Source organism: Streptomyces sp. bgisy130, from assembly GCF_057708345.1.
Map to the genome: position 1 here is coordinate 44830 of NZ_JBYISA010000017.1, position 24542 is coordinate 69371.

General features: G+C 71.2%; 21 protein-coding genes and 1 pseudogene. 15 read left to right on the forward strand and 7 right to left on the reverse strand.

Features of this window, described 5'->3' with window-relative positions:
• The first annotated feature begins 81 nt into the window (after positions 1-81).
• The 3 genes from AC3EUV_RS21955 (at position 82) to AC3EUV_RS21965 (ending at position 3831) form a co-directional block, all read left to right on the forward strand.
• On the forward strand, positions 82-1161 hold the full coding sequence (locus AC3EUV_RS21955) for an acyltransferase family protein (protein ID WP_432142349.1): 1080 nt from the start codon (positions 82-84) through the stop codon (positions 1159-1161).
• A gap of 227 nt (positions 1162-1388) precedes the next feature.
• Positions 1389-2450: a class I SAM-dependent methyltransferase gene (locus AC3EUV_RS21960; protein ID WP_435603665.1), complete on the forward strand. Its 1062-nt coding sequence runs from the start codon at positions 1389-1391 to the stop codon at positions 2448-2450.
• Positions 2451-2583: 133 nt separating this feature from the next.
• Positions 2584-3831 carry a glycosyltransferase gene (locus tag AC3EUV_RS21965; protein WP_435603666.1) on the forward strand — a complete coding sequence of 416 codons (1248 nt, stop codon included), beginning with the start codon at positions 2584-2586 and terminating at the stop codon, positions 3829-3831.
• Positions 3832-3937: 106 nt separating this feature from the next.
• On the opposite strand, the gene AC3EUV_RS21970 is transcribed toward AC3EUV_RS21965, so the two are convergent.
• The gene (locus tag AC3EUV_RS21970) at positions 3938-4852 is read right to left on the reverse strand and encodes an alpha/beta fold hydrolase (RefSeq protein ID WP_435603667.1); all 915 of its coding nucleotides are present in this window, start codon (positions 4850-4852) and stop codon (positions 3938-3940) included.
• 119 nt (positions 4853-4971) lie between these two features.
• Here AC3EUV_RS21970 and AC3EUV_RS21975 point away from each other — a divergent pair, with 119 nt between their 5' ends.
• The 3 genes from AC3EUV_RS21975 (at position 4972) to AC3EUV_RS21985 (ending at position 7019) form a co-directional block, all read left to right on the forward strand.
• Positions 4972-5580 carry a TetR/AcrR family transcriptional regulator gene (locus tag AC3EUV_RS21975; protein ID WP_432142353.1) on the forward strand — a complete coding sequence of 203 codons (609 nt, stop codon included), beginning with the start codon at positions 4972-4974 and terminating at the stop codon, positions 5578-5580.
• 143 nt (positions 5581-5723) lie between these two features.
• Positions 5724-6488 carry an ankyrin repeat domain-containing protein gene (locus tag AC3EUV_RS21980; protein WP_435603668.1) on the forward strand — a complete coding sequence of 255 codons (765 nt, stop codon included), beginning with the start codon at positions 5724-5726 and terminating at the stop codon, positions 6486-6488.
• 252 nt (positions 6489-6740) lie between these two features.
• Positions 6741-7019 (forward strand): hypothetical protein, encoded by a 279-nt coding sequence (locus AC3EUV_RS21985; protein ID WP_387234968.1) that lies wholly within the window; start codon positions 6741-6743, stop codon positions 7017-7019.
• A gap of 88 nt (positions 7020-7107) precedes the next feature.
• Here the strand turns inward: AC3EUV_RS21985 and AC3EUV_RS21990 are convergent, their stop codons facing one another.
• On the reverse strand, positions 7108-7734 hold the full coding sequence (locus AC3EUV_RS21990) for an alpha-ketoglutarate-dependent dioxygenase AlkB (RefSeq protein WP_435603669.1): 627 nt from the start codon (positions 7732-7734) through the stop codon (positions 7108-7110).
• A 154-nt stretch (positions 7735-7888) separates the two neighbouring features.
• On the opposite strand from AC3EUV_RS21990, the gene AC3EUV_RS21995 reads away from it, so the two are divergent.
• The 4 genes and pseudogenes from AC3EUV_RS21995 to AC3EUV_RS22010 all read left to right on the forward strand — a co-directional run.
• Positions 7889-8677 (forward strand): aminotransferase class IV, encoded by a 789-nt coding sequence (locus tag AC3EUV_RS21995; protein WP_435603670.1) that lies wholly within the window; start codon positions 7889-7891, stop codon positions 8675-8677.
• 144 nt (positions 8678-8821) lie between these two features.
• On the forward strand, positions 8822-9580 hold the full coding sequence (locus AC3EUV_RS22000; RefSeq protein WP_432142357.1) for an IclR family transcriptional regulator: 759 nt from the start codon (positions 8822-8824) through the stop codon (positions 9578-9580).
• 101 nt (positions 9581-9681) lie between these two features.
• Entirely contained in the window at positions 9682-10929 is a 1248-nt protein-coding gene (locus AC3EUV_RS22005) for a SpoIIE family protein phosphatase (RefSeq protein ID WP_435603671.1), read from the forward strand.
• Positions 10930-11116: 187 nt separating this feature from the next.
• Positions 11117-11296, forward strand: a pseudogene (locus AC3EUV_RS22010) (PPOX class F420-dependent oxidoreductase); the annotation flags it as partial.
• Positions 11297-11406: 110 nt separating this feature from the next.
• On the opposite strand, the gene AC3EUV_RS22015 reads toward AC3EUV_RS22010, so the two are convergent.
• Positions 11407-12294 (reverse strand): SigB/SigF/SigG family RNA polymerase sigma factor, encoded by an 888-nt coding sequence (locus tag AC3EUV_RS22015; protein WP_432142359.1) that lies wholly within the window; start codon positions 12292-12294, stop codon positions 11407-11409.
• A 439-nt stretch (positions 12295-12733) separates the two neighbouring features.
• Between AC3EUV_RS22015 and AC3EUV_RS22020 the strand changes: the two genes are divergently transcribed.
• The 4 genes from AC3EUV_RS22020 to AC3EUV_RS22035 all read left to right on the forward strand — a co-directional run bounded on the left by AC3EUV_RS22020 (position 12734) and on the right by AC3EUV_RS22035 (position 16721).
• On the forward strand, positions 12734-13627 hold the full coding sequence (locus tag AC3EUV_RS22020; protein ID WP_435603672.1) for a Vgb family protein: 894 nt from the start codon (positions 12734-12736) through the stop codon (positions 13625-13627).
• Between the two features lie 430 nt (positions 13628-14057).
• Positions 14058-15146 carry a PP2C family protein-serine/threonine phosphatase gene (locus AC3EUV_RS22025; protein ID WP_488187983.1) on the forward strand — a complete coding sequence of 363 codons (1089 nt, stop codon included), beginning with the start codon at positions 14058-14060 and terminating at the stop codon, positions 15144-15146.
• Between the two features lie 271 nt (positions 15147-15417).
• On the forward strand, positions 15418-16260 hold the full coding sequence (locus tag AC3EUV_RS22030) for a DUF1206 domain-containing protein (RefSeq protein ID WP_435603674.1): 843 nt from the start codon (positions 15418-15420) through the stop codon (positions 16258-16260).
• A 131-nt stretch (positions 16261-16391) separates the two neighbouring features.
• The gene (locus tag AC3EUV_RS22035) at positions 16392-16721 is read left to right on the forward strand and encodes a hypothetical protein (protein ID WP_435603675.1); all 330 of its coding nucleotides are present in this window, start codon (positions 16392-16394) and stop codon (positions 16719-16721) included.
• A 98-nt stretch (positions 16722-16819) separates the two neighbouring features.
• Here AC3EUV_RS22035 and AC3EUV_RS22040 read toward each other — a convergent pair whose 3' ends face one another.
• From AC3EUV_RS22040 to AC3EUV_RS22055, 4 genes are all read right to left on the reverse strand, one after another.
• A complete protein-coding gene (locus AC3EUV_RS22040; protein ID WP_432142450.1) occupies positions 16820-18631 on the reverse strand; it encodes a M28 family peptidase in 1812 nt (603 codons plus the stop codon).
• Positions 18632-19008: 377 nt separating this feature from the next.
• The gene (gene amaB / locus AC3EUV_RS22045; protein ID WP_432142364.1) at positions 19009-20538 is read right to left on the reverse strand and encodes an L-piperidine-6-carboxylate dehydrogenase; all 1530 of its coding nucleotides are present in this window, start codon (positions 20536-20538) and stop codon (positions 19009-19011) included.
• A gap of 43 nt (positions 20539-20581) precedes the next feature.
• Positions 20582-21973 (reverse strand): 2-oxoadipate dioxygenase/decarboxylase, encoded by a 1392-nt coding sequence (gene hglS / locus AC3EUV_RS22050; protein WP_435603719.1) that lies wholly within the window; start codon positions 21971-21973, stop codon positions 20582-20584.
• 29 nt (positions 21974-22002) lie between these two features.
• Positions 22003-23172 carry an NAD(P)/FAD-dependent oxidoreductase gene (locus AC3EUV_RS22055; protein ID WP_432142365.1) on the reverse strand — a complete coding sequence of 390 codons (1170 nt, stop codon included), beginning with the start codon at positions 23170-23172 and terminating at the stop codon, positions 22003-22005.
• Between the two features lie 181 nt (positions 23173-23353).
• Here AC3EUV_RS22055 and AC3EUV_RS22060 point away from each other — a divergent pair, with 181 nt between their 5' ends.
• Positions 23354-24268, forward strand: a complete 915-nt coding sequence (locus AC3EUV_RS22060) for a LysR family transcriptional regulator (protein WP_432142366.1) — start codon at positions 23354-23356, stop codon at positions 24266-24268.
• The last annotated feature ends 274 nt before the right edge of the window (positions 24269-24542 follow it).

A 24542-nucleotide genomic window follows, 5' to 3' on the forward strand; every position in this document is an offset into this window, starting at 1 on the left:
GCCAGAGCGGGAAGCCCCCGTGGTGAGCAAGGGGAGGAGGCACCGCAGGCCGCGGACAGGCCGTCCGCCATCCCCAAGCGGTTGCCTTCGCTGACCGGTCTGCGCTTCGCCGCCGCGGTCGGGGTCCTCTATACGCACAGCAGGCTGATGATTGATCCGCATCTCGCCGAGACCCTCGGGCCCGAAGTATGGCTGGGCGGAAGCTCGGTATCGCTCTTCTTCATTCTCAGCGGCTATGTGCTGACGCACTCCGCCCGCCCGGACGACACCGCTCGCGCGTTCTGGCGGCGGCGGGCCGCCAAAATTTTTCCCAATCACCTGCTCACCTGGGGTGTGGTGGTCATCGCGCTGGCCTGTGCCGGTACGGCGGCCGTCACCACGGGCTCCGGGATAGGGGCCGCTCTGGCCAGCCTCTTCCTGGTGCACACCTGGGTCCCCAGCCACCTTTTCGTCTCCGCGGGCAACCCTGTTTCCTGGTCCCTCGCCGCCGAAATGTTCTTCTACTTTCTCTTTCCCGTACTGCTGCCCAGGATCAAGCGGCTGTCGCCCCGTGGACTGCTGATCGGCGCGGCCACGGCGATCGCGGTCGTCTGGTCATTGCCGTTGTTCTGTGCGCTCGTGGTCAACCCTGATGGCTCCTCGTTTCCCGAGTACTGGTTCCTGTACATGCTGCCGGTCGCCCGGCTGCCCGAGTTCCTGCTCGGGATGATGGCGGCGCGGATTGCCTCGTCGGATCTCCGGCTTCCGCGGATAGGCGTGCTGCCGGCCGCGCTGGGTGTCATCAGCGCGGTCATCATGAACCCCGCGTTCCTGCCGCAGCGCTTCCTGTACGCGGCCTCGACCGTGGCGCCGCTCGTCGTGCTGGTGTACGCGACCGCGGAGCTGGATCTGCGCGACCGGCCCTCGCTGCTGCGCACCCGGCCCTGTGTGTTCCTCGGTGAGCTCTCCTACGCCATGTATCTCGTGCACTTCACGGTGCTGGGGCTGCTGTACCTGGGGCTGCGGGGCCACGGCTGGAGCAATCTCGGTGTGGTGCTGGTCGGCCTCCCCTTCGTCCTGCTGGCCTCGTGGCTGCTGTACGCGGGGGTGGAGCGCCCCTGTGTGCGCCGGTTCTCCACACCACGTGCCCGGGCTCGTACCCGTACGGCAGCGGCCTCGTGAGCGCCGGACGGTGCCCCGGCCGGCGGCCGCAGCTGCCCCGCCCGGCGCTCCCGCCGCGGTGCGCACTCGGGGTGACACACCGTCAGCCGACCGCCCGTCCCGGCCCGCCGGTCCGGCTCGGTCTGCCGGCCGTACGGCCGCGGAAGGCCAACCTCGCGTATCGCGTCCACCGTCCACACCGAAAGCCACGCCCACGCCACCAGGACTACAGCTGAAAGGGGCTCCCCGTGAGGAATAAGCGAAGCGAGCAGATCGCCGCCCACAGACCCCTCTACCAAGACGAGCTGGCGCACGGGCTGGACCGGTTCTTCGATCCGGAGCGCGCCACCTGCCCCTGGTGCACCTCCGCCCGCCTGCGCCGCCGACTGCGCACCACCAACCATCCCCAGCGCAAACCAGGGAACTTCGTACTCGACCAGTGCCGCAACTGCGGGCACGTATTCCAGAACCCCCGGCTCAGCGCGGACGGGCTGGATTTCTACTACCGCGACTGCTACGACGGCCTGGGCGAGGCAACGATGGCGCGGATGGCCGCCTCGCCCCTCGCGGTCAAGCTCTACCGGGCCCGCGCGCGGGCACTGCTCCCGTTCAGCCGGCCCGCACGCTGGCTGGACGTGGGGACCGGCCACGGCCACTTCTGCGCCGAGGCCCGGCGCATCCACCCGCGTACCGAATTCCACGGACTCGACTGGGGCGAAGGCGTCGAGATCGGCGTACGCAACGGCCGGATCAGCCGCGCCTACCGAGGCTCCTTCGCCGGTCTGGCGGGCCAACTCACCTCGCAGTACGACGTGGTGAGCATGTACCACTACCTGGAACACACCCTGGCGCCACGGCAGGAACTGGCCGCCGCGCATACAGCGCTGCGGCGCGGCGGGCATCTCCTGATCGAGGTACCCGACCCCCAGTCCACCGCCGCCCGGATACTCGGCCGCTGGTGGGGTCCCTGGCTACAGCCACAGCATCTGCACCTCATCCCGCTGGACAACCTCTGCGCCGCACTGACCGAGCAGGGCTTCACCGTGGTGGCCACCAACCGGCGGGAGCCGCACATCCCGACCGATCTGACCTCCGCGGCCGTGAACGTACTCAACTGCCTGCTGCCGGGCGAAGATCTGCCGTGGCTGCCCAGGAGACCCGGCCCGGTCAGCCGCTGGGTCCGCAGGCTCTCCCTGCTGGCCGCCGCACCCGCACTCCTCGTCCTCTTCGGAATCGACATCCTGCTCGCGCCGCTCACCCGGCGCACCCGTCTCTCCAACGCCTACCGGGTGATCGCCCGCCGGGACTGATGGCGGGCGCCCTGCACAACCGTGCAGGAAGACAAGCGTTTTCGGCTCCACGGGGCTGCGGCGGATAGCCCACCCGGGTGAAGCAATACGTGGTCGGAATCGCCGGAACTCAGGGAACGGAACACTGCCGACTATGCACATCCTCATCGCTACCGCGGGGTCGCACGGCGACGTGGCTCCCTACACCGGCCTCGGTGCCCGGCTGCGGCAAGCCGGACACCGGGTGGTGATGGCCACCCATGCGCGCTCGGCCGAGGCGGTCCGCCGCAGCGGCCTCGGTTTCCGCCCGCTTCCACTCGACCGGTACGCCACCTCCGGAGCGGATCCCCAGGAGGGAACCGGACCGGGTAAGGGCGGCTCGGGGGCCGGTCTCACCAAGGTCGAACAGATAAAGCTGGCACGGGAACTGGCGCCGGAGATGGCCGACGCGGTGACGGAGGCATGTGCGGCCGGAGCCGAAGTCGTGTTGCTGTCCAGTGCTTTGGCGCCCCTGGGCCTCGTAGCGGCGGAGGGCCTGGGGCTGCCCAGCCTCGGTGTCTTCCTGCAACCCCTCGCGCCCACCCGCGAGTTCCCGCCGGTCATCTTCGGCATGCCGTCGATGGGACCGTTCGCCAACCGGGCCGCGGCACGGTGCGCCGAGTCCCTGCTGAACCGGGCCTTCGCCCCGGGCGTGCGCCATCTGGAGCGCCGGCTGGGCGTGCCGCCGGCCGCCCTCGAACGGCGCCGGGCCACCTGGCCCGTCCAGCACGGCTTCAGCCCGGTGGTGGTCCCCCGGCCCGCCGACTGGCGGCGGGGGATGGAGGTGGCGGGCTACTGGTGGCCGTCGGAGAGCCCCGACTGGACGCCGCAGCCCCGGCTCGCGGACTTTCTGTCCGCCGGCCCGCCGCCGGTGTATGTGGGATTCGGCAGTATGCAGCCCAGTGATCCGGAGCGCCTGGGACGACTCGTGGCCCGGGCCCTGAAGCTCGCCGGGGTGCGCGGTGTCGTCCAGGCGAGCTGGGCCGGGCTGTCGGTGACCGGGGACGATGTGCTGACCGTGGGCGAGGTGCCGCACTCCTGGCTGTTCCCGCAGATGGCGGCCGTCGTCCATCACGCGGGGGCCGGCACCACGGCGGCCGGCCTGCGCGCGGGGGTGCCGGCGGTCCCGGTGCCGATGATGCTGGACCAGCCCTTCTGGGCGTCGCGTCTCACGGCGCTCAGGGTCAGCCCCGGAAAGCTGCCGTTCCGGCGGCTGTCCACGGAGAACCTGGCGGAGGCGCTACGGAAGGCCGTGTACGACCCCCGCTACCGTCATCGCGCCCGGCAGGTCTCGGCGCTGATCGGCACCGAGGACGGGGCCGGCCGGGTCCTGGCGGCCGTGGAGCAGTTGGCGGGGCGGTGACAGGGGGTTGACGGGGCGGACGGCGCGGCGCTCCGCCCCCGGCCCCCGGATCACCCGCCACCCGCCACCCGCCACCCGCCACCCGCCACCCGCCCTGAGATTCCCCTCAGTTGATGTCGTCCATAAAAGCCAGCATGCGGCTGTTGACCCGTTCCGCATGGTCGATCTGCGGTCCGTGGCCGGTGTCGGCGATGATCTCGACGCGGGCGCCGGGTACCAGACGCGGGACGCGTTCCCGCTGCCGTTCCGGGTGCACCATCAGACTCCGCTTGCCCAGCAGTACATACAACGGGGTGCGGATGCTGCGCAGTTCGGCCTCGGTGAGGGGCAGCGGAGCGGGGCGGCGGATGCGGTAGGCGCGGACACCCAGCCGCACCATGGTCCGTAGTTCCGGCACCACCAGGACCGGCTGTTCGAGCCAGGCGGCGAGGCGCGGACGCATTGCCTTCGGCGCGAAGGTGGCCATCAGGCTGAGGAACACCCAGCCGAAGAACCGGACGCCCACCTTCTCCAGGCCGCCCGGGTCCAGCAGGGTCGCGGAGGCGAGTCGGCCGGGGCGGTGCAGCGCCTGGTTCAGTGCGAGCCATCCGCCGTAGGAGGACCCGATGAGGTGGACTTGGTCGAGTCCGAGGCCGTCGAGCGTCTCGTCCAGCCACTGGGCGGCGCGTTCGGGCTGATGGATGGGTTCGCTCTGCACGCTGCGGCCCGGGTCGCCGACGGTGTCGACCGCGTAAACGGGGCGCTCCGCGCTCAGCGCGGCGACGTTCGGATACCACATCGACGAGTTGCCCCCGGCACCGTGCACCAGCACCACGGGGGTGCGGGCGGCGGCATCGGGGTCGGACGGCCCGTACCGGTAGACGTGCGTGGACCCGAAGCGGGTCGCTATCACCAACTCCCCCTGTGGGGCCGGTCCCAGCGCATAGACCGCGTCACAGGCGGCGAAGTACCGGTCCCGCAGGGCCTCGTTCACATAGCGGCCGACCGCGGGATCACGGTCGCGCGTCTTGGTTTCAGGCATGGCAGGCCCCCTCCGGACATCAGGTTTAGTGGTACCACCGTACCATCAAAGTGATACAGCGGTATCATGAAGCGGTCCGAGCGGCCGGACGGAACCAACGAAGCGGAGGGCAGGGGCTGATGCCGAAGCGGGTGGACCACGAGGAGCGACGCGCGCAGATCACCGAGGCGCTGGTCCGAGTGGCCGGGCGGCGGGGCCTGCACGCCGTCGGGATGCGCGATGTGGCCGCTGAGGCGGGGGTGTCCCTGCGGCTGGTGCAGTACTACTTCGAGACCAAGGAGAGGCTGCTGCTGCACGGCCTCCAGTGGCTGACCACCGGACTCAGCCGCCGTATCGCCGACCGGGTCCGGGCCGCCGGGGAAGCGCCGGGGCCGCGGGCGGTGATCGAGGCCGTACTCCTCGAAGCCCTCCCCACCGACGAGGAGAGCCGGGCCTTTCACCTCGTCCACACCGCCTACGCCGTGCTGGCGGTGACGGACGAGACGCTGGCCGCGCAGCCGTTCATCGACGGCCCCAATGCCGCCGAGGACGCACTGGCCGACCAGCTGGAACGGGCGCGCGAGGCCGGTCTCACCCCGCCCGGCCTGGAGGTACGCACCGAGGCGATCAGCCTGCTCGCCCTGTCGGCCGGCCTCGGCACCAGCGTCCTGGTCGGCCAGCGCACCCCGGAGGCGGCCGCGGGGATTCTCCGTCATCACCTGGACCGGATCTTCCCGAACGGGAGCTGAACCCAGGGCACGCCGCGCCCCGTCCCACCCGGCACGCCCCGCCCCATCCCGCCCCGCCGTCGCCAGGTGCGCCACGGCCGCGGCGGCCCGCGGCGGGACGTCATACGCTGCGCCGAACCGGCTCCCCCGAGAAAGGACCCTGCATGGCCGAGGCGTTGACCTCACAACTCATCTCCGCCATCTACGAGAACCAGGCCGGCACGGTGGCGGCGCTCCTGCGGCAGGGGGCCTCCCCGTCCGCGCCGGACGCCGACGGGGAGACGCCGTTGTACCTGGCCGCGGTGGCGGGACAGGCGGAGCTCGCACGACTCCTGCTCGAAGCCGGAGCCACCCCCGACACGGAGAGCAGGGGGGAGCCGGGAAGCGAGGGACTGCCGCTGTGCGCGGCCGCCTGCTGGGGCCACGAGGAGGTGGTGCGCGCGCTGCTCGCCCACGGCGCCGATCCCAACCTCCGGGAGGATGACGGCACTTCCCACACCCCCTTGATGTGGGCGGCGGCCAACGGCCACCACGGCACCGCTCAGCTCCTACTGGACGGGCAGGCCGATCCGGACGCGGGCCACGGCGACCGGACCCCGTTGATGGTGGCGGCCGAGCGGGGATCGATCGCGGTCGTACGGACTCTGCTGCGCCATGGCGCCAGCCCGCAGCTCGCCGATGCGCAGGGCCGCACGGCGTGGCACATGGCCCGTGATGAGAGCGGCAAGGACGTCGAAAGCGAGCTGCGCCGGAAAGCGGGCGCGTCCCCGGACAGCCGGTGCGAGGTCCGCCGCAGCCCCCGCCCCGAGGGCACCGAACTGGTCGAGCTCATTGTCCGCGCGCCGGACGGAACGCACGCGGCCGAGTACCACCGGGAGACGGGGCACGCCGCCATTGCGGCGCTGCTGGAGGAGAACGCGCCGGATTGAGGCGGGCCGGCCCGTGGGCGCACAGAATTCCCGTCACGCCCCGGTTGAGATTTTCGGGCTCGGCCCCCCTCCTGCGGTTTCCCACCCACCGACCGCATTCATAGGATTTCTGCTTTTCTCCGGCTTCTGTCTGCATTGCGTAAAACCATGGGTATTGGCGGGATGGAGTGAGCGCCACAGGTGCATGGTCATCCTGCCCGGCCAACGGCGGGGCAGCCAACATCACGGCAATGCAGAAAGGCATGATCCGCAATGATTGACGGGTTCAAGCGCGCCCTCGCTCTCGGCGCCGCCACCGTGGCCCTCGCCGGAGGCGCGGCCTTCTCCTCGGTGGGGGTCGCCTCGGCCACGCCGTCGCACCACGGCGACCACTCCGCCACGAAGCATGTCGACCGGGGACGGTGCCATATGGTCCGCGGCCACTGGGTCCGGGTCTGGCACCCGGCATGGCGGGACCGGCACGGCCACCGCCACCCGGGCCACTGGACGCGGACCTGGCACCGCGGCCACCTCGTGTGCCACAGACACTGATCACGGCGCCCCCAGCAGTTCCCGGGCCCCCGAGCCGATCACCGGCTCGGGGGCCCTCTGCCGTCACACGGGAACACCGCCCCGGAGTTCAGTGCACGCCGTGCGGCCGGAACTGGATGCTGATCCGCGGCCCGGCCGCCCGGGCGGTCTTGGGTATCGCATGCTCCCAGGTCCGCTGGCAGGAGCCGCCCATCACGAGCAGATCGCCGTGCCCGAGCGGATGCCGTATCGAGCCGCCGCCGCGCCGCGGGCGCAACAGCAGATCGCGCGGCGCACCTACGGACAGGATCGCGACCATTGTGTCCGCCCGTCTGCCGCGGCCGATCCGGTCGCCGTGCCAGGCCACACTGTCGTGGCCGTCCCGGTAGTAGCAGAGGCCGGCCGTGGTGAACGGTTCGCCGAGCTCGGTGGCGTAGTGGGCGGAGAGGGCGTCCCTCGCCTCGTTCAGGACGGGGTGCGGCAGGGCGTCGTCGGCCTGGTAGAAGGCGAGCAGTCGCGGTACGTCCACCACCTGCTCATACATCCGCCGGCGCTCGGCCTGCCAGGGCACCTCCGCGGCGAGCTGCCCGAACAGGGCGTCGGCCCCGCTCAGCCACCCGGGCAGCAGATCGATCCAGGCACCGTCACCGAGCCCGGAGCGGCGCATCCCGCGCAGCGGACCGAGCCGGACCTCGTCGGTCTGATCGAAGAGCGAGCCCTGAAGGTGCGTGGCCATGCCGCAAGGGTACGCCCGTAATCGAATGTGCGTTCTGTCGCTGTGGACGAGCGGCACCGAGGGGTGGCGCATCGGGGCCAGGGCAACACCGCTCCCGGCGGGGCCCGTGCTGCGCCCCAGCCGCGGACGGGCGGGCACCCCTAGGATGCCGATCATGACCGACTCGTCGACGACCCACATAGAGATCAACGGCCGTGCCACCGAGGCCGATCCCCTGCTGTTCGAGATGCTGAGCGGCCAGGGGCATTTCACGGCCATGCAGGTCCGGGGAGGCCGGGTCCGCGGGCTGGATCTCCATCTGCGGCGGCTGGACGCGGCAAGCCGTGAGCTCTTCGGTGTGGAGCTGGACGGCGAGCTGGTCCGCGGCAGGATCCGCCATGCCCTGCGGGACCGGAGCCACGACGCAGCCGTCCGTGTGTACGTCTACCATCCCGAGCCCGGCGACGGACCGGTCACGGTGGTGACCGTCCGTCCCCCGGTCCCCGAGCCCGAGACCGCACAGCGGCTGCGCAGTGTGCAGTACCAGCGGCCCGCGGCCCACCTCAAGCATCTCGGCGGCTTCGGGCAGCGGTACCACCGGGACCGGGTGCGGCAGGAGGGGTACGACGAGGCGCTCCTTGTGGCGCCGGACGGCGCGGTGGCCGAGGGCGCGATCACCAACATCGGCTTCATCGAGGGCGCCACGGTCGTCTGGCCCGACGCGCCCGCCCTCCAGGGCACCACCATGCTGGCACTCCGACAGGAACTGGACCGGGCCGGGTTCCCCTGGACACAACGGCCGGTCCACACAAGCGACTTGGCATCCTTCGACGGGGCGTTCGTCTGCAACTCCCTAGGAGTGGCCGCCGTCTCGGCGATCGACGACACCCCGTATCCGGCGGATACGGAGCTGGTGCGCACGGTGCGGAGGCTGTACGGGGCCGCCCCCTGGGACGAGATCTGATCGCCGCCCCGCAGCATTCTGGATCACCTTGCCCGCGAACGCCTTGCCTGCCGTGTGTGCCGCGGCGCATACCGTCCGCAAGCGAGGGTGAACTCCGGCGGGGCGACCCTTGCCCGGGTGGGGCGCCAGGGGCAGGCTGAACGTATGGGCAACGGCGAGGGCCCCACCCTCATCACCTCCGTCCAGCGAGCCTTCCGGCTGATGGAGGCGGTCGGCGCACACGAGGGCGGTGCGCCGGCGAAGCAGCTGGCACGGGAGACGGAGCTGCCCCTGGCCACCGCTTACCACCTGCTGCGCACGCTGGCGCACGACGGATACATCCGGAAGCTGGACGACGGCGGCTTCGTCCTGGGCGAGAAGCTGACCACGCTGCACGCCGGCGGACGGGGCCAGGCGCTGCTGAGCCGGGTCCGCCCCGCGCTCGCGGCGCTGCGGGACGAGCTCTCGGCCGCCGCCTACCTGACCTTCTACGAGGACGGCGAGATCCGGGTCGCCGAGATCGTCGACGGTCCCCGGGCGCCGCGGGTGGACCTCTGGGTCGGCTTCGAGGACGCCGGGCACGCCACGGCGCTGGGCAAGTGTGTACTGCGCGAGCTGGACGACGAGGCCCGCGACGACTACCTGGCACGGCATCCGCTCGCCGATCTCACGCCGCGCACCATCACCGGCCGCGCCGAACTCCTCCGGCGGCTCGGCACGACATCCCTGACGCCGGCGGTGACGGACATGGAGGAGTACGCCCTGGGGACGCTCTGTGTCGCGGTACCGGTGTACAGCGGCGAGACTCTTGGCTCCCTCGGTGTGTCCCTCCGGGCCGACCGGGTCGCCCACATCGACGAGATCCGGAACCGGCTGATTCCGACCGCGGACCGCGTGACCAGGGGACTGTCGCTCACTATCTGAAATACCGGTCCTTGCGGCCACCCCTCTGCACCCGTTTCCTAGATGAAACGGACATTTAGGCACGTAAGTGCCATGAGCAGGGAAGCGAGCCGCGGACGAGGATGCGCCCAGCCCGAATCCACCACCACAACCAACGGCAGCAGTGGCAGCTTGCGCATCCGTTCTCCGCTCTGCGGGCGGTTGCCCGGCGCCCCGTCCCGCCGCGGGGCGAGGCACCGTCCGGCGGCGCGGGCGTCCGCCGGCACTTCGCCGCCGTAGTACCGGTTCTGATCATCGCGGCCGTCACGCTCCTCGCCCTGACGGGAGGCACCGGGATGAGCTGGCTGCCGCTGCTCGCCGTCGGTCCCGCGCTGGCCGCCGCGACCAGCGGGCCGTGGGGAGTGCTCCGCATCGGTGCGCTGGCAGTGGGACTGGGCGCGGCCATCGGGATCCATGCCGGGACGCCGGATCGTGAGCTGGCGATCGTGCTGTCCGCCCTGTCCGCCGTGACCCTGGCCAGCAGTCTGGCCGGTGCCCTGCGCAGGCGCCGGGAACAGGTACTGGCCGCGGTCCGCTCGGTCGCCGAGGCCGCGCAGCACGCCTTCCTCAAGCCGGTCCCCGCGACCGTGGGGCCCTTCCAGGCGGCGGTCCGGTACAGCGCCGCCGCGGCCGAGGCACGGATCGGCGGGGACCTGTACGCACTGGTACCCACCCCCTTCGGAATCCGGCTCATCGTCGGCGACGTCCGCGGCAAAGGACTGCCGGCGGTCGGCGTCGCCGCCCTCGTCCTGGGGGTGTTCCGGGAGGCGGCCTACGACGAACCGGATCTCCTCGATGTCGTCCACCGCATCGAACGGAGCCTGGCGCGCAACCTCGGCCCGGACGACTTCGTCACCGCGGTGATCGCCGGCTACCCCGACGCCGACCGGATGGAGCTGGTCAACTGCGGGCATGCCGCTCCGCTGCTGGTCCAGGACTCGGGCGTACTGCCCGTGGAGCCTGCCCGGCCGACCCCGCCGCTCGGCCTGCGGGCCCTGGCCGACGAGACCCCGGCCCTCCAGGAGGTGGCGCTGGCCGACGGGAACCAGCTGCTCTTCTACACCGACGGCGTGACCGAGGCCCGCGACCACGAGCGGGAGTTCTATCCGCTCGCGGAGCGGCTGGCGGTGCATCTCTCGGAGGAGCCGTCCCACACACTCGCCGCACTCCATGAGGATCTGCTCACGCATGTGGGCGGAGAGCTCCACGACGACGCAGCGATGCTGCTGCTCCGGAAGCCGGCCGTCGCCCCGGTGGGACCGGTGGTGGTATCGGATGCCGTCGACGAGCCGGTCGAACGGTGCTCCTCCCGGCCGGTGGCTGCCGAGTAGGACGCGAGGGTGGGGGCGGGGGCGCCGGGCCACGGTCGCCCCGTCGCGCCGGTCGCCCATGGTCGATCCGATCCCCCGTCGCGTCGGTCGCGCATGGTCGGTCCGATCGCCCCGTCGCCCCGGTCAGCAGGAAGGTGCGGGGCGGGCTGCGTACAGTCGTTGATGTCGATCATGTCGAACGTCCCGACTCATCGGCCACGTCGCCGACATCCGCGCGGACGACACGCTCGCCGATATCGACCGACTGGCACAGCAGTACCTCGGCAAGCCGTACCCGCAGCGGGACCGCGGTCGGGTCAGAGCCTGGATCGAGGTCGAGCGGTGGCACGGCTGGGGCAGCTTGAAGGACAGCGGCCAGGCCGGCTGATCACGGGCGGGCCCGGCGCGGCGCGGCCTGGGGCCGCACCCGGTCGGCGCCGGCCCTGACCGCCGGCCACGTCCCCGTCACGCCTCTGAGCCACCGTCACGGCCGGCACTTCATCCCTCGGCGAGCAATCCCTCGCGCAGGGTGGTGCAGGCGCGGGTCAGCAGGCGCGAGACATGCATCTGGGAGAGGCCGAGCTCCTCGCCGATCTCAGCCTGCGTCATCTCCGCCCCGAAGCGCAGCTGGAGGAGGGTGCGGTCGCGGTCGTCGAGCTTGGCCAGGTGCGGCTTGAGCGCCTGGATGTCCTCGGCGAGGCCGAGGGCGGGGTCCTCTGCGCCGATGAGGTCGGCGACGAGACCGGTCTGCTGCTTGCCGCCACCGCCGGCCTGGATGGGCCGGTCGATGGAGTCACTGTCATAGCCGTTGCAGGCCACCAGACCTTCCTGCACCTCGTTCTCGGGCATACCGAGGTGTTCGGCGAGCTCCGCGGCGGACGGCTCGTGACTGCCCTCCCCCTCCAGCTCCTCCCGGGCCCGGGCGAGATCGATCCGAAGCTCCTGGAGGCGACGCGGCACCCGCACCGACCAGGTGGTGTCGCGGAAGAACCGCTTGATCTCACCCTGGATGTAGGGGACGGCCAGCGTGGTGAACTCCACGTCACGGGAGGGGTCGTAGCGGTCGATCGCCTTGATCAGACCGATCGTCCCGACCTGGAGGACATCCTCCATGGATTCCCTGCGGCTGGAGAAACGGCGGGCGACATAGCGCACCAGGGAGAGGTTCATCTCGATGAGGGTGTTCCGCACGTACTGGTACTCGGGTGTGCCCTCCTCCACCGTTTCCAGCCGCGCGAGGAAGAGCTTGGACAACTCCCGTGCGTCGGCCGGGGCGACGCGCTGCGGCGCCTCGATGCGCGGCAGCACCGCCGGAGCCGGAACGGCACACACCTTCGACGTGGTCTCCGGCTCCGTTCCGGCCGCCATGGTGCTGTTGGTCCTCATGCTCTGGCTCCCGCCTTGTTGCTGAGCCCCCGTCGCACGCTCCCCTACCCGACGCTGACACATGCATGTCCACTCGTTCCGGTGGGTTGAGCCGGGTGGGCGGTGGCGACTCAGAATTCCGGTGAGTGGGGGCGGCGGGCGCCGTTCCCTCGGCGGGAAGCCATCTGCGGGCAGCCAACTGACCGTGTTGCGCTGGTCGTTGGCGATCTCCGGAGGGAGTCCGCCCTCCAGCTGCACCGCTCGCTGGTGCCCCGCGACGGGACCTCGCCAAAAATTCTTGTTGCTTCTGCGGCGGCGCCGTGACAGCATTCTTAATGCAACTGATGTAGCAGTAGTGACTCCGGTCGGCCCTGCTTCGGCACTGCCGCTCCCGCACGTACGCCCGCTCCCTCACCCCCGACCACGGCCCCGCACCCCGCTGAAAGGACCAGCACCACCGATGACCCGACGTACCGCCTCGTTCCAGCAGATCCCCGTCTCCGACGCGGACGCGGGCCCGTACGCCCTCACCACCGGGCCGGATGGCGCACTGTGGTGCACCTTGGTCCACGCGGGGCAGATCGCCCGCCTGACCCCGGACGGCCGACTCGACCACTACGCACTCGACTCCGCTTCCTGCGGGCCGTCCGTCATCACCCCAGGCCCCGACGGCGCGTTGTGGTTCACCCGAAGCCGGGACCATCGGATCGGACGGATCACCGTGGCTGGCGAGGTGAGCTCGTTCCCCCTCCCCACTCCGGGCGGTGGTCCCTTCGGCATAACGTCCGCTCCCGATGGAGCGCTGTGGTTCACCCAGCTGCACGGCGACCGGATCGGCCGGATCACCACGGACGGCCGGGTGACGGAATTTCCGCTGCCGCTCAACGGCGTGTTCCCCTCAGCCCTCACCACCGGGCCCGACGACGCCCTGTGGTTCACCCTCAATCAAGCGCATGCGATCGGTCGCATCAGCTTCGACGGGGACATCACCCTCCACTCCCTCCCCACCGAGAACGCCGCGCCGGTCGGCATCACCTGCGGCTCGGACGGCGCACTCTGGTTCGTGGAGATAGGCGCCGGCCGGATAGGCCGGATCACCACCGACGGCCGGATAGACGAGTTCCCTCTCGCGGACCCCGCGTCCCGGCCCCATGCGATCGTCGCCGGACCGGCCGGTGACTGCTGGTTCACCGAATGGGGAGCCAACCGCATCGGTTCCATCACCCCTGACGGCCACATCGAGGAGTACGACCTTCCGATCGCCTCGTCCGAACCGCATGGCCTGGCCTTCGGGCCGGACGGTGCCCTCTATGTGGCGCTGGAAATCGGAACGGTTGCCAGGCTGGCGCTTTAGGAGGGAGAGGGAGGGAGCGAACTGCCCGCCTCATGGCTCACCTCTGACTGCGGCGACCGCAGAGCTGTTGCCGGGCGACGGCATCGTGGCCCCGTAGCCCGGTCCGGGGGCGTGGTCTTGGTCGTGATCGTGGCCTTGCCCTTGGCGTTGGCCTTGGTCGTGGTCGTGGTCGTGGTCGTGATCGAGCGACGCATCGCTTCCGGTCACGCAGCGCCCACCGTCCGCGACCCGGAGGTGTCGCTTCGGTGCCGTACCGCGGCGTCGCTTCGGCGAGCTCCGTACAGGTGCCACCATCGACAGCACAGGCACCGCCACTGGCCGCAGGAACAGCCGAGGATGCCGTGAGAGGGACAGCCCACGGGCCGGACGGCTCGGCGGGCAGGCGTCCGGTTCCGGAAGGGAGACGGAGTCGGCGGCGGATGTGGTGCGGGTGGAGGGCACGCTCGCCGGCCGGGCGTTCCAGACCGGGGCCATCGTCGCGGGCAGCAGCGCCGAGACGGGCCAGTGGTGGGTGCCGATGCTCGACGGCACCGAACGGCTGGGGGTGCTGCGCGCCACCGCCGCCCCGGACTCGGAGATGGACGCCCAAGCGGCCCAGGAACTGCGCAATCTCGGCGGGCTGGTCGCCTTGATGATGGTCAGCAAGCGAGGGGGGAGCGATACCTACGCCCGGCTGGTACGGCGCCGCAGGATGAATGTGGCCGCGGAGATGGAGTGGCGCGTCATGCCGCCCCGGACCTTCGCCACCGACCGGGTGCTGATCAGCGCGGTGATGGAACCCGCCTATGAGGTCAGCGGCGATGTCTTCGACTACGCCATCGCCGAGGAGACCGTCCACCTGGCACTCTTCGACGCCATGGGCCACGACACGGCCGCCGGGCTGACCGCGAATCTCGCGCTGGCCGCCAGCCGTAATCACCGCCGGCAGGACTGCGGCCTCCTGGAGATCGCCGAGGCGGTGGAACGGTCCCTCGTGGCGCAGTTCGGCTCGAACCGCTTCGCCACCGGCATCCTCGCCGAGCTGAACGCCGGCACCGGAGCGCTGACCTGGACCAGCCTCGGACACCCATCGCCGGTCATCATCCGCAAGGGGCGTACGGCCATGACGCTGTCCTGCTCGCCCGCCCCTCCCATGGGCACCGACCTTGGCGTACCGCCCACACTCTGCCGGGACCAACTGGAGCCCGGCGACCGGCTGTTGCTCTATACCGACGGCATCACCGAGGCACGTGATCACAAGGGAGAAGAATTCGGCCTGGACAGCTTCGCCGACTTCCTCATCCAGCACCATGCCGACGGACTGCCCGTACCCGAGACGCTGCGTCGGCTGATCCGGCGTCATCTCGCCTACCACGACGGGCGACTCGAGGATGACGCAACCGTGTTGCTGCTGGAGTGGAGCGGCCCCACCCCGTACCGCCCCGCCCGTGTCGAAGCCCTCGCCGGTCTCCCCGAGCACACCACCCCCGCCACCGCCCTGCCCACCCCGTGGACGACGCCCGGCACGGACGCCCCGTGACGCGGCCCGCGCCGGGCGCGCCCTCAGGCAGAGCGGGACGACGACGGCGTACGCGGACCGACTGCGGCCGGCGTACGCGGACCGGCTTCGGTCGGCGTGCGCGGACCAGCTGCGGCCGGCATACGCGGACCGGCTTCGGTCAGCGTGCGCGGACCAGCTGCAGCCGGCGTACGCGGACCTACTGCGGCCGGCGGGCCCGGTGGTTTCCGTTCTGCGGCCAGGGGCAAACGGAGTGCACCCGACGGCTGGGTCAAGCCTCTGGAGGACACATATGCACCCCACCACCGCGGTACCCCACATCGGACGAGGTACGGCCCACCGCGCGGCCCGCAGCTCCGCGGTGCGCGTCGCGGCACGTGGTGGTTTCGTGGCACGGGGCGTGATCTACCTCCTTGTGGGGGCGCTGGCCCTGCGGATCGCGTTCGGTGGCTCCGGGGAGCAGGCCGATCGGGGCGGGGCGCTGGCAGAGCTCGCCGCTCGGCCATTCGGCAACGTGATGATCTGGGCGCTCGGGCTGGGCCTGGCGGGGATGGCGCTGTGGCGCCTGTCCGAGGCGGGCTTCGGCGCGGCCGGGCCCGAGGGGCACAAGGCCGGTACCCGACTGCTGTCGTTCGCCCGCTTCGTGTTCTACGCCGTGGTGTCGCTCTCCGTCGTGTCCTTCGCGGCAGGTGAGAAGGGCAGCGGCAGCGGGTCGAGCGACCAGCAGTCCCGGGATGCCACGGCCCAGGCGCTGGGCCTGCCCGGTGGCCCCTGGCTGGTGGCCGCCGCGGGCGTGGGCATAGCCCTCGCCGGGGCCTGGATCGCGGTGCGCGCGCTCCTCCGCTCGTTCCACAAACATCTCGACCGGAGTGGAATGTCGCCACGGCTACGGCGTGGGGTCGATGTGCTCGGCATATCCGGCGGGCTCGCCCGTGGTGGGGTGTTCGCGGCCGCCGGGGTGTTCGTCGTGAAGGCCGCGGTGGCCTACGACCCCGACCGGGCCAAGGGTATGGACGACACCCTCCGCTCCTTCGCGGAGACCTCGGCCGGGCCCTGGCTGCTCGCCGCGATCGCCGCGGGCCTCGCCCTGTTCGGGCTCTTCTCGTTCGCCATGGCCCGGTGGCGCGACATCTGACCGCGCCACCCCAGGCCACGCCGCGCGGGCGGTGCCTCTCTCCCCCGCACGTCACCGCGTCACCGCATGCCCATCGGAAGCCGCACAGCACACCGACCACTCCCCTGCCTCATGACAGGAGTTCCTCTCGCATGACCGAGACCCATCAGAACGCCCGGACGGTACGAGCGGTGTTCCGCGCGGAGGCCTTCGTCCGGAACGGTCGCTGGCACCTCGAAATCGCCAGCCTCGACCGCGAGCCCGAGACCGGCGACACCGAGGCCCTGCTCGTCACCCTGTGGCCCGTCGAGGACACCCCCGACGGCAGCGGCTTCCCCGCCGTCCCGCTCGGCGAGCAACTGCACGAGAACGGCTTCGCCCTCGCCGACCCGGACCATGGCACCGGCGGCTGGACACCCACCGGCGACCGGGGCCACTACAGCGCGGCGTGCTATCCGACGGGCGGCGGCACGACGGTCTGACGCCTCCGGCATCGAAGGGACGAGGCACCCTTGCCCTCGCCCCTCCGGTGCCGTCGGGGCAGCCGGGATCGGCCGGGTTCAGTCAGGGTCAGCCGGGATCAGCCGGTCTGGAGCGTCACGTCGTCGATGACGAAGCTGCTCTGGAGACTGGCGTCTTCGGTGGCGGTGAAGGTGAGCGTGATGCGTTGTCCGACGTAGCGGCTCAGGTCCAGGGTGCGCTGGGTGTAGCCACTGGCGGCGTCGGTGTTGGAGAGGGTCGTCAGGGTGGTGCTGCCCACCTTGACCTTGAAGGCGTCGTAGGCGACGCGGTCGGTCTCATCGGTGTCGATGTGCAGCCAGTAGCTCAAGGTGGCCTTGGCGCATCCGGCGGGCACGGTCACCGACTGGTTGAGGGTATCGGTGGCCGAGGAGCCGTAGCCGCCGAGCCAGGCGAATCTGCTGCCGCCGTGGGCGGACTGGCCGGCGTGGGCGCCGATCGTCCCGGTGTCACCCGTCCAGGGGGTGGTGCCGCTCTCGAATCCGCCGTTGGTGAGGAGCTGTTGGGCGGTGCAGCCGCCGGTTCCCCGGACGGTCAGGGTGTAGGTCGTGGTGTGGGTGACGGACCCGGTACCGGTGATCGTGAGGGGGTAGGTGCCGGGTGCGGTGGCCGAGGTCGTGGCGACGGTCATGGCCGAGCTGCCGCCGGAGGTCACCGAGGCGGGGCTGAAGGAGACGGTCACTCCGGCCGGAGCGCCGGTGGCCGACAGCTGCACCGACTGGGCGGATCCGCTGGTGGTGGCCGTGGAGACGGTGCTGGTGGCCGAGCCGCCCGGGTCGACGCTGCCGGTGGCCGGGCTGGTGGCCAGGGAGAAGTCGTTCGCCGGGGTGGAGTTGGTGACGGCGAGCTTCCACAGGGTGTAGGCGATGCCGTCGGCGCTGCGGTTCAGTCCCGTGGCGTTGATGTTGCCGGTGGTGTCGCAGGACTGGTGGTAGCAGGGGTCGTAGGCACGGCTGGCGGTGCCGCCCCACTTGGCCGCCTGGGCCGAGGTCTTCCTGGCGCTGGCCCCCATCGCGTATCCGGAGGTCGGGATGCCGGCCTGCTCGAAGGAGTAGTCGTCGGAGCGGCCGGCGCCCTCGGTGTTCTCCTCGGGCTGGAGGTTGAGGGAGTCCCAGTACGCCTTCATCGGCTGGGCGGCGGTGGAGTTGACGTGGTTGATGAAGTAGCCGCCGTTGGTCGAGGCGATCATGTCGAAGTTGTAGTACGCCTTGATCTTTGACCGCTCGGCAGAGGAGAGCGAACCGACGTAGAAGTCGGAGCCGTTGAGGCCCTGTTCCTCGTCGGTCCACCAGCCGAAGCGGACCCGGGCGGCCATGGCCGGGTGCTGTTCCGCGAGGGCCAGTGCGGTCTCCAGCAGCGCGGCCGAGCCGGAGCCGTTGTCGTTGATGCCCGGTCCGGCGCCGACGCTGTCGAGGTGGGAGCCGAACATATACACCTTGGTGGCGTCGCCCTGCGGCCATTCGGCGATCAGGTTGGGTCCGGCTCCGCCGGCGCAGCCGGAGGTGCAGGGCTGTTCGGTGACGGTGTAGCCGGCCGCCTGGAGCTTGTTCTTGACGTAGGCGACGGAGTCCCGGTAGCCCTGTCCGCTGGACTTGCGGTTGCCGCCGTTGCGGGTGGCGATGGCGTTCAGCTCGGTGAGATGTTCCTGGACCTTGGCCACATCGATGTCCGGGGCATCGGCGGCCGAAGTGCGGTCGGCGACGGGGCCGTTGGCCGCGGCGCCGGGAGCGCTGTGTGCGGCCTGAGCGGTGGATATCGCGGAGTGGGGCGGGTGGGTCCGGGGGGTCGCCGCGGCCGTGGGGGCCACGGCCAGTGCGGCCGCTCCGATGGTGGCGGCGAGGGATACCCCGGCCACCGCGAATCTTCGAAACACCATGACTCCTTGAGGGGGTAGGGAGTGCTACCGACGGAGGTTCTGGTGGAGCGCCGGGCCGTGGCAGCGCCTGGTCGTCCGGCCGGCTGCGACGAGGTGGGGCCCGCGCGCGGCAGGAGAAGGCATGTCCATGACCCAAGCCGCCGTACCATCACACCGCGACACCCATGACGTCAACGGATGTCCCCGCGTGGAGCGGTGTTTGTCGAAAAACGGCAGGTGACGCCCGATATCCGGGCACCTACCGGTGCTTGTGGCCGCGGCCGGACCCGGCGCCGAGCCCTCCGTGACACGACGAACCCCCGCCCCGGCTGGGAAGCCAGGGCGGGGGCGCAGGTTCCGCTCACGCGGAGGACGATCCGTCAAGCGGTCGTGGCCTAAAGGAAGCTGACGTTCTGGGCGAGGGCGAGCCGGCTGGAGTAGTTGATGGTGTTGGTGGCGGAGCGCATGTAGGCGCGCCAGGCGTCGGAACCGGACTCGCGGCCGCCGCCGGTCTCCTTCTCGCCGCCGAAGGCGCCGCCGATCTCGGCTCCGGAGGTGCCGATGTTGACATTGGCGATACCGCAGTCGGAGCCCTCCGCCGACAGGAAGAGCTCGGCTTCCTGCTGGTCCCGGGTGAAGATGCTGGACGAGAGGCCCTGCGGGACATCGTTGTGCAGCGCGATGGCCTCCTCCAGGGTCTCGTAGGTCTGGACGTACAGGATGGGGGCGAAGGTCTCCTCGCGGACCACGTCGGTCTGTGCGTCGACGCGGATGATGACCGGCTCGACGTAACTGGCCCGGGGCGCGGCGTCGGTGAGGCGCCGGTTGCCGCCGGCCAGGATCTTGCCGCCCTCCGCCTGTGCGCGGACGAGGGCCTCCTGCATGGTGTCCAGCGCCTGCGGGGTGATGAGCGGCCCGACGAGGGTGGTCTCGTCGAAGGGGTCGCCGATGGGGAGCTTCTGATAGGCGGCGGTCAGCCGGGCGATGAGGGTGTCGGCGATGTCCTGGTGGACGATGAGACGGCGCAGGGTGGTGCAGCGCTGCCCCGCGGTGCCGGCCGCGGCGAAGACGATGCCCTGGACGGCGAGGTCCAGGTCGGCGGAGGGCGCGACGACGGCGGCGTTGTTCCCGCCGAGTTCCAGCAGGGTGCGGCCGAAGCGGGCGGCGACGCGGGGGCCGACCTCGCGTCCCATACGGGTCGAACCGGTGGCGCTGACCAGCGCGACCCGGGGATCGTCGACGAGCTTTTCCCCGACGGTGCGGTCACCCAGCAGCAGGCGGTGCACGTCACGCGGCGCACCGACCTCTTCGGCGGCCCGGTCCAGCAGCCGGGTGCAGGCCAGCGAGATCAGCGAAGTGAGCTCGGAGGGCTTCCAGATCACGGTGTCGCCGCAGGCCAGAGCGACGGCGGTGTTCCACGACCAGACGGCCGCGGGGAAGTTGAACGCCGAGATCACCCCGACCACACCGAGCGGGTGCCAGGTTTCGGCGAGACGGTGGCCGGGGCGCTCGGAGGCGATCGTCCGGCCGTAGAGCTGGCGGGACAGACCGACGGCGAAGTCACAGATGTCGATCATTTCCTGTACCTCGCCGAGCGCCTCGGAGCGGATCTTGCCCGCTTCGATGGTGATGAGGTCACCCAGGTCGCTCTTGTGCTCCCGCAGCAACTCCCCCAGGCGGCGGACGAGTTCGCCGCGGCGGGGCGCCGGGGTGCTGCGCCAGGTGAGGAACGCCTCGCGGGAGGCGGCGAGCGCTTCCTCGGTGTCGGCGGCGGTGGCGGCGCGCAGGCCGAAGAGGTCTTCACCGGTGATGGGGCTGCGGGCGTGGAAGTCGCCGCCTTCCTCGACGGTGACGCCGACGCGGGTGAGGGCGGCGCGGGCGCGGGTGCGCAGGTCCTCGGTGGTGGGGAGGGCGGTGGCGGTCATGATGCTCCTTGGGTGGGGAGGGGTGGGTGACGGATCGGCCGGGTCAGCCGGGGAGACCGTCCAGGGCGAGTTCTCGGGCGACCTGGGCGAGGGAGCGGTTCTGTTGCTCTTCGTAGAGGTCGAAGGGGTCCAGGACTTCGCGGCCGATGGCGCCGGAGAGCCAGTCGCTGTCGTAGGCGGTGCCGGTGCGGTCGTTGTTCCTGGAGCCTTCTTCGCTGAGGTTGGACTGGAAGATTCCTGCTGCGGAGCGTGGCAGGAAGTCCTCGTAGACGATCGGTTCGGCCCGGACCCAGCCCTGGTCGAGCAGTTCGTCGAGGCCGGCGGGCGGGCGGCTGCCGTCCGCCGGCCGGCCCGGGATGGCGTGATAGGTGAAGTGCGCCAGGCCCTGGGCGGCGAGGGCGTGTTCGGTGCCGGGGAGTTCCGCCGTCCACAGGGCGCGGGCGATCTCGGCCCGGTCGGTCTCCGGCTCGCGGGCGGCCAGTTCGTCGACCCGTGCGAGGAGCGTGTCGTAGCGGGCGCGGCCCTGGCGGGTGAGGGCGATGCCGCGGGCTTCGACCTCACCGAAACGCACCCGCAGGGCACCGCTGGTCACCTCGCCGTCGGGGGTGCGCATCGCGCGGGGCTCGGCGAGGGCGCGGAAGGACGTCTGGCGCAGCAGGACGTCGGGGCCCGGCCACCGGGGTGGTCCCTGGATGGCGTCGATCATCTCGATTCCGCGCTCGGTCATCCGCCGGTAGAGCGCGTCGATATCGAGGACGCGGGGGGTGAGGTGGTTGATGTGGGTGCTGCCTACGCCGCCGATGTCCGCGGCGACGGCGGAGACCTTCTCCAGGGTTTCGTACCAGGCCCTGTCGACCGGCTCCGGGGACAGTTCGAAGACCTGCACGGCGAGGTGGAGGAAGCGTTCGGCGTCGGTGTCGGACAGCTCTCCGGCGGCCTCCGCGCGGTCGGCCAGCGCCAGCAGCTCCGGGGGGAACAGCTCGCGGCCGGCGAGGAAATTCTCCAGGCGGGCGCGCAGTTCGGGGTCGAAGAACCGAGGGTCTGCCGGGGTGAGCAGGGAGGTGAAAACCCGGAACGGATTGTGGGCCAGCTCCTCGCCGTCGACGGGGCGGAAGGCGGTCGAGATGACGGGGACCGCGCTGGCGGCGGCCTCCCGCAGGTCGTAGAAGCCCACCGGGTGCATGCCCAGCGCGCCGAAGATCCGGGCGACCTGGGAGAGTTCCTCGGGGGTGCCGACGCGGATGGCGCCGTGGCGTTCGGCGGTCACCCGGCCGATGGATCCCAGGCGTTCGGCGTCGGCGCCCCGCTCGCCCAGCACCTCCTCGTTGATCTCCCGCGAGACGTCCACGAGCGTCGTGTAGGCGGGCACCTCCCGCCCGTACATCTCGGAGAGCCGCCGGGCGAAGGCGGCACGCAGTTGCCACTGGCTGAACATCGACAGGTCTGCCTTTCGGTCGGGGGAACTCACACCACGTGTGCTTCGGGGCGGGTTTCGGCACCGGTCGTGAACCGGTCGGCGCTGAGCGGGGTGACGTCCACGAACGGTGTGCGGCCGAGGTGGAGATCGCGCATGATCTCGCCGACCGCGGGGGCCTGGAGGAAGCCATGGCCGGAGAACCCGGTGGCGTACAGGAAGTTGGGCAGCGTGCCGGAGCGCCCGATCAGTGCGTTGTGGTCCGGGGTGACCTCGTACAGTCCGGCCCAGCCGTCCTGGGTCTCCATGTCGGCGAGGGCGGGGGCCCGGCGCCGTGCGGCGGCGCGGAAGAGCCGGAGCCAGTCCGGTGTCCAGGTGGTGTCGAAGCCGTCGGCCTGCTCGGGGTCGGCGAGGCCGAAGAGCAGTCCGTCGTCGCTGTTGTGGAAGTAGGCCGTGGAAGCGAAGTCGATGGTGAAGGGGATGCGCGGGGCGGGCGGTGCGAGCGGCGCCGTGAAGGCGAGCTGGCGGCGCACCGGGCGCACCGGGAGGTGGACGCCCGCCATCGCGCCGATCCGTGCGGACCAGGCGCCGGCGGCACAGATGACCGTGGAGCAGGAGATCCGGCCGTGGTCGGTGTGGACGGTGGTGACCCGGTCGCCGGTGGTGTCGAGGCCGGTGACGGCGGTGTGCGGGGCGAAGACCACCCCCGCCCGTGCGGCGGCGCGCGCATAGCCCTGGACCGCGAGTCCGGGCCGGGCGTGGCCGTCGGTCGGTGAGTAGGCGGCGGCCACCAGCCCGTCGGTGCTGAGGTAGGGGCACAGTTGCTGCGCCTCGCGGGGGCCGATCATGCGGCTGGGGACGCCGAGGGTGTTCTGGAGGCGGACGCCGGTCTCGAAATCCGCGGCCTGCTGGTCGCTGGTGAGCAGGAAGAGGTAGCCGACGCTGTCCAGCCGGATGTCGGCGCCGGGCCGCTGCGGGAAGTCCTGCCAGGCGCGCAGACTCCGGCTGCCCAGGGCGATGTTGAGTGGGTCGGAGAACTGTGCCCGGACGCCGCCGATCGGCTTGCCCGAGCTGCCGCTGCCCAGTTCACCGCGTTCGACGACGACGATGTTGTGGACCCCGGCCTCGGCCAGATGGAACGCGATGCTGGTGCCCATCACACCGCCGCCGACGATCACCACGTCGGCCGTGGGCGGGACGGTGCGGGAGGTGGATGACATGGACAAGAGGCCGATCCCTTCCAGAGGCCCGGCCCGGTGCCGGGGGCGTCCGTCCGGCACGAGGGCTGGGCTGTCAATGCATGGCGAGGACTGCTGATCAGCTAGCTGCCCGCCATCGTGCAGCACCCCAACCGTTGACGTCTACGAACAGTTACTGCGTCTGATCTATTACGATCTCTATATGGACTGGACGAGTGCCCAGCTGCGGTCGCTGGTGGAGTTGACCAGGCGCGGCACGATCACCGCGGCGGCCCAGGCCCTTGGATACACGCCCGGCGGGGTCTCCCAGCAGATCGCCGCGCTGGAGAAGGCCGCGGGCATGGAGCTGCTGCGCCGGGTCGGGCGGCGGGTGGAGCTGACCGATGCCGGCCGGACGCTGTCCCGCCACGCGGAGCGGATCCTGTCCACGGAGGCGGAAGCCGTCGAGGCCCTGGAGCGCACCCGGCACGAGATCTCCGGCGTCCTCCAGGTCGGGCTGTTCGCCACGGCGGCCGCCGAGCTGCTGCCGCCGGCGCTCCAGGAGGTGCGGCGGGCGCATCCCGAGCTGACGGTGCAGAGCCGCGACATGGATGTGGACGAGGTGTATGACGCCGTGGCGTCCGGCGCGGTGGACCTGGCGCTCGGGCTGGACTACCCGGATGTGCCGATTCCGCGCGAGCCCGCCCTGCGGGTGCGGCGGCTGTACCGCGAGCGGTTCGCGCTGGCGGTACCGGCCGGATCGATGGCGGGCCGCGAGGTGATCGGCCTGGCGGAGACCCAGGAGCTTGGCTGGATCCTGCCGTCGGCGGACAGCTACTACGGGCGGGCGGTGCGCACCGCCTGCCGGCGGGCGGGTGTCGAACCGCGGGTCCAGCACGAGGTGACCGATACCGCGGCCACGCTGGCGCTGGTCGAGGCGGGGATCGGGGTGAGCACGGTGACGGATCTGATGCTCGGCCTGCGGGCGTCCCGCCTGGACGTGGTGCGGCTGCGGGAGCGGATCGAGCGGCACATCGTGGTGATCTTCCGTTCCGCCGTCGAGCACCGGCCCACGGTGACGGCTCTGGTCGAGGTCCTGCGGGCGGTGTCCGGGGCCGGCAACGAGCCCACCGGCTAAGGGCTGTCCCGCGGAGCAGGGCCGGCCCATCCAACCGCCCAACACCCCAGCCTCTGGGACGAGTTGACCCGCCCGGGGAACAAGATGCTGCGTACACGAGAGCCCGGCGCCCTCATCCTCTGACGCGGCTGCGCCAGTTTTCCTTGCGCTCAGCACCGCAAGTTGTCGCCCTGCGGTCTCTTTTGCCAGGGGACCTCGTGAGCGATGGTTTCAGGCCAGTGGTGACCCACGCCACAACGGTGGCCCGTCGTGCTGCCGGTGCCTGACAGGGAGC

Coding starts and splice junctions, on each gene's coding strand:
- AC3EUV_RS21965 (WP_435603666.1), top strand. CDS start 2,584: ATGCACATCCTCATCGCTACCGCGGGGTCGCACGGCGACGTGGCTCCC.
- AC3EUV_RS21970 (WP_435603667.1), bottom strand. CDS start 4,852: ATGCCTGAAACCAAGACGCGCGACCGTGATCCCGCGGTCGGCCGCTAT.
- AC3EUV_RS21975 (WP_432142353.1), top strand. CDS start 4,972: ATGCCGAAGCGGGTGGACCACGAGGAGCGACGCGCGCAGATCACCGAG.
- AC3EUV_RS21980 (WP_435603668.1), top strand. CDS start 5,724: ATGGCCGAGGCGTTGACCTCACAACTCATCTCCGCCATCTACGAGAAC.
- AC3EUV_RS21985 (WP_387234968.1), top strand. CDS start 6,741: ATGATTGACGGGTTCAAGCGCGCCCTCGCTCTCGGCGCCGCCACCGTG.
- AC3EUV_RS21990 (WP_435603669.1), bottom strand. CDS start 7,734: ATGGCCACGCACCTTCAGGGCTCGCTCTTCGATCAGACCGACGAGGTC.
- AC3EUV_RS21995 (WP_435603670.1), top strand. CDS start 7,889: ATGACCGACTCGTCGACGACCCACATAGAGATCAACGGCCGTGCCACC.
- AC3EUV_RS22000 (WP_432142357.1), top strand. CDS start 8,822: ATGGGCAACGGCGAGGGCCCCACCCTCATCACCTCCGTCCAGCGAGCC.
- AC3EUV_RS22005 (WP_435603671.1), top strand. CDS start 9,682: ATGCGCCCAGCCCGAATCCACCACCACAACCAACGGCAGCAGTGGCAG.
- AC3EUV_RS22015 (WP_432142359.1), bottom strand. CDS start 12,294: ATGAGGACCAACAGCACCATGGCGGCCGGAACGGAGCCGGAGACCACG.
- AC3EUV_RS22020 (WP_435603672.1), top strand. CDS start 12,734: ATGACCCGACGTACCGCCTCGTTCCAGCAGATCCCCGTCTCCGACGCG.
- AC3EUV_RS22030 (WP_435603674.1), top strand. CDS start 15,418: ATGCACCCCACCACCGCGGTACCCCACATCGGACGAGGTACGGCCCAC.
- AC3EUV_RS22035 (WP_435603675.1), top strand. CDS start 16,392: ATGACCGAGACCCATCAGAACGCCCGGACGGTACGAGCGGTGTTCCGC.
- amaB (WP_432142364.1), bottom strand. CDS start 20,538: ATGACCGCCACCGCCCTCCCCACCACCGAGGACCTGCGCACCCGCGCC.
- hglS (WP_435603719.1), bottom strand. CDS start 21,973: ATGTTCAGCCAGTGGCAACTGCGTGCCGCCTTCGCCCGGCGGCTCTCC.
- AC3EUV_RS22055 (WP_432142365.1), bottom strand. CDS start 23,172: ATGTCATCCACCTCCCGCACCGTCCCGCCCACGGCCGACGTGGTGATC.
- AC3EUV_RS22060 (WP_432142366.1), top strand. CDS start 23,354: ATGGACTGGACGAGTGCCCAGCTGCGGTCGCTGGTGGAGTTGACCAGG.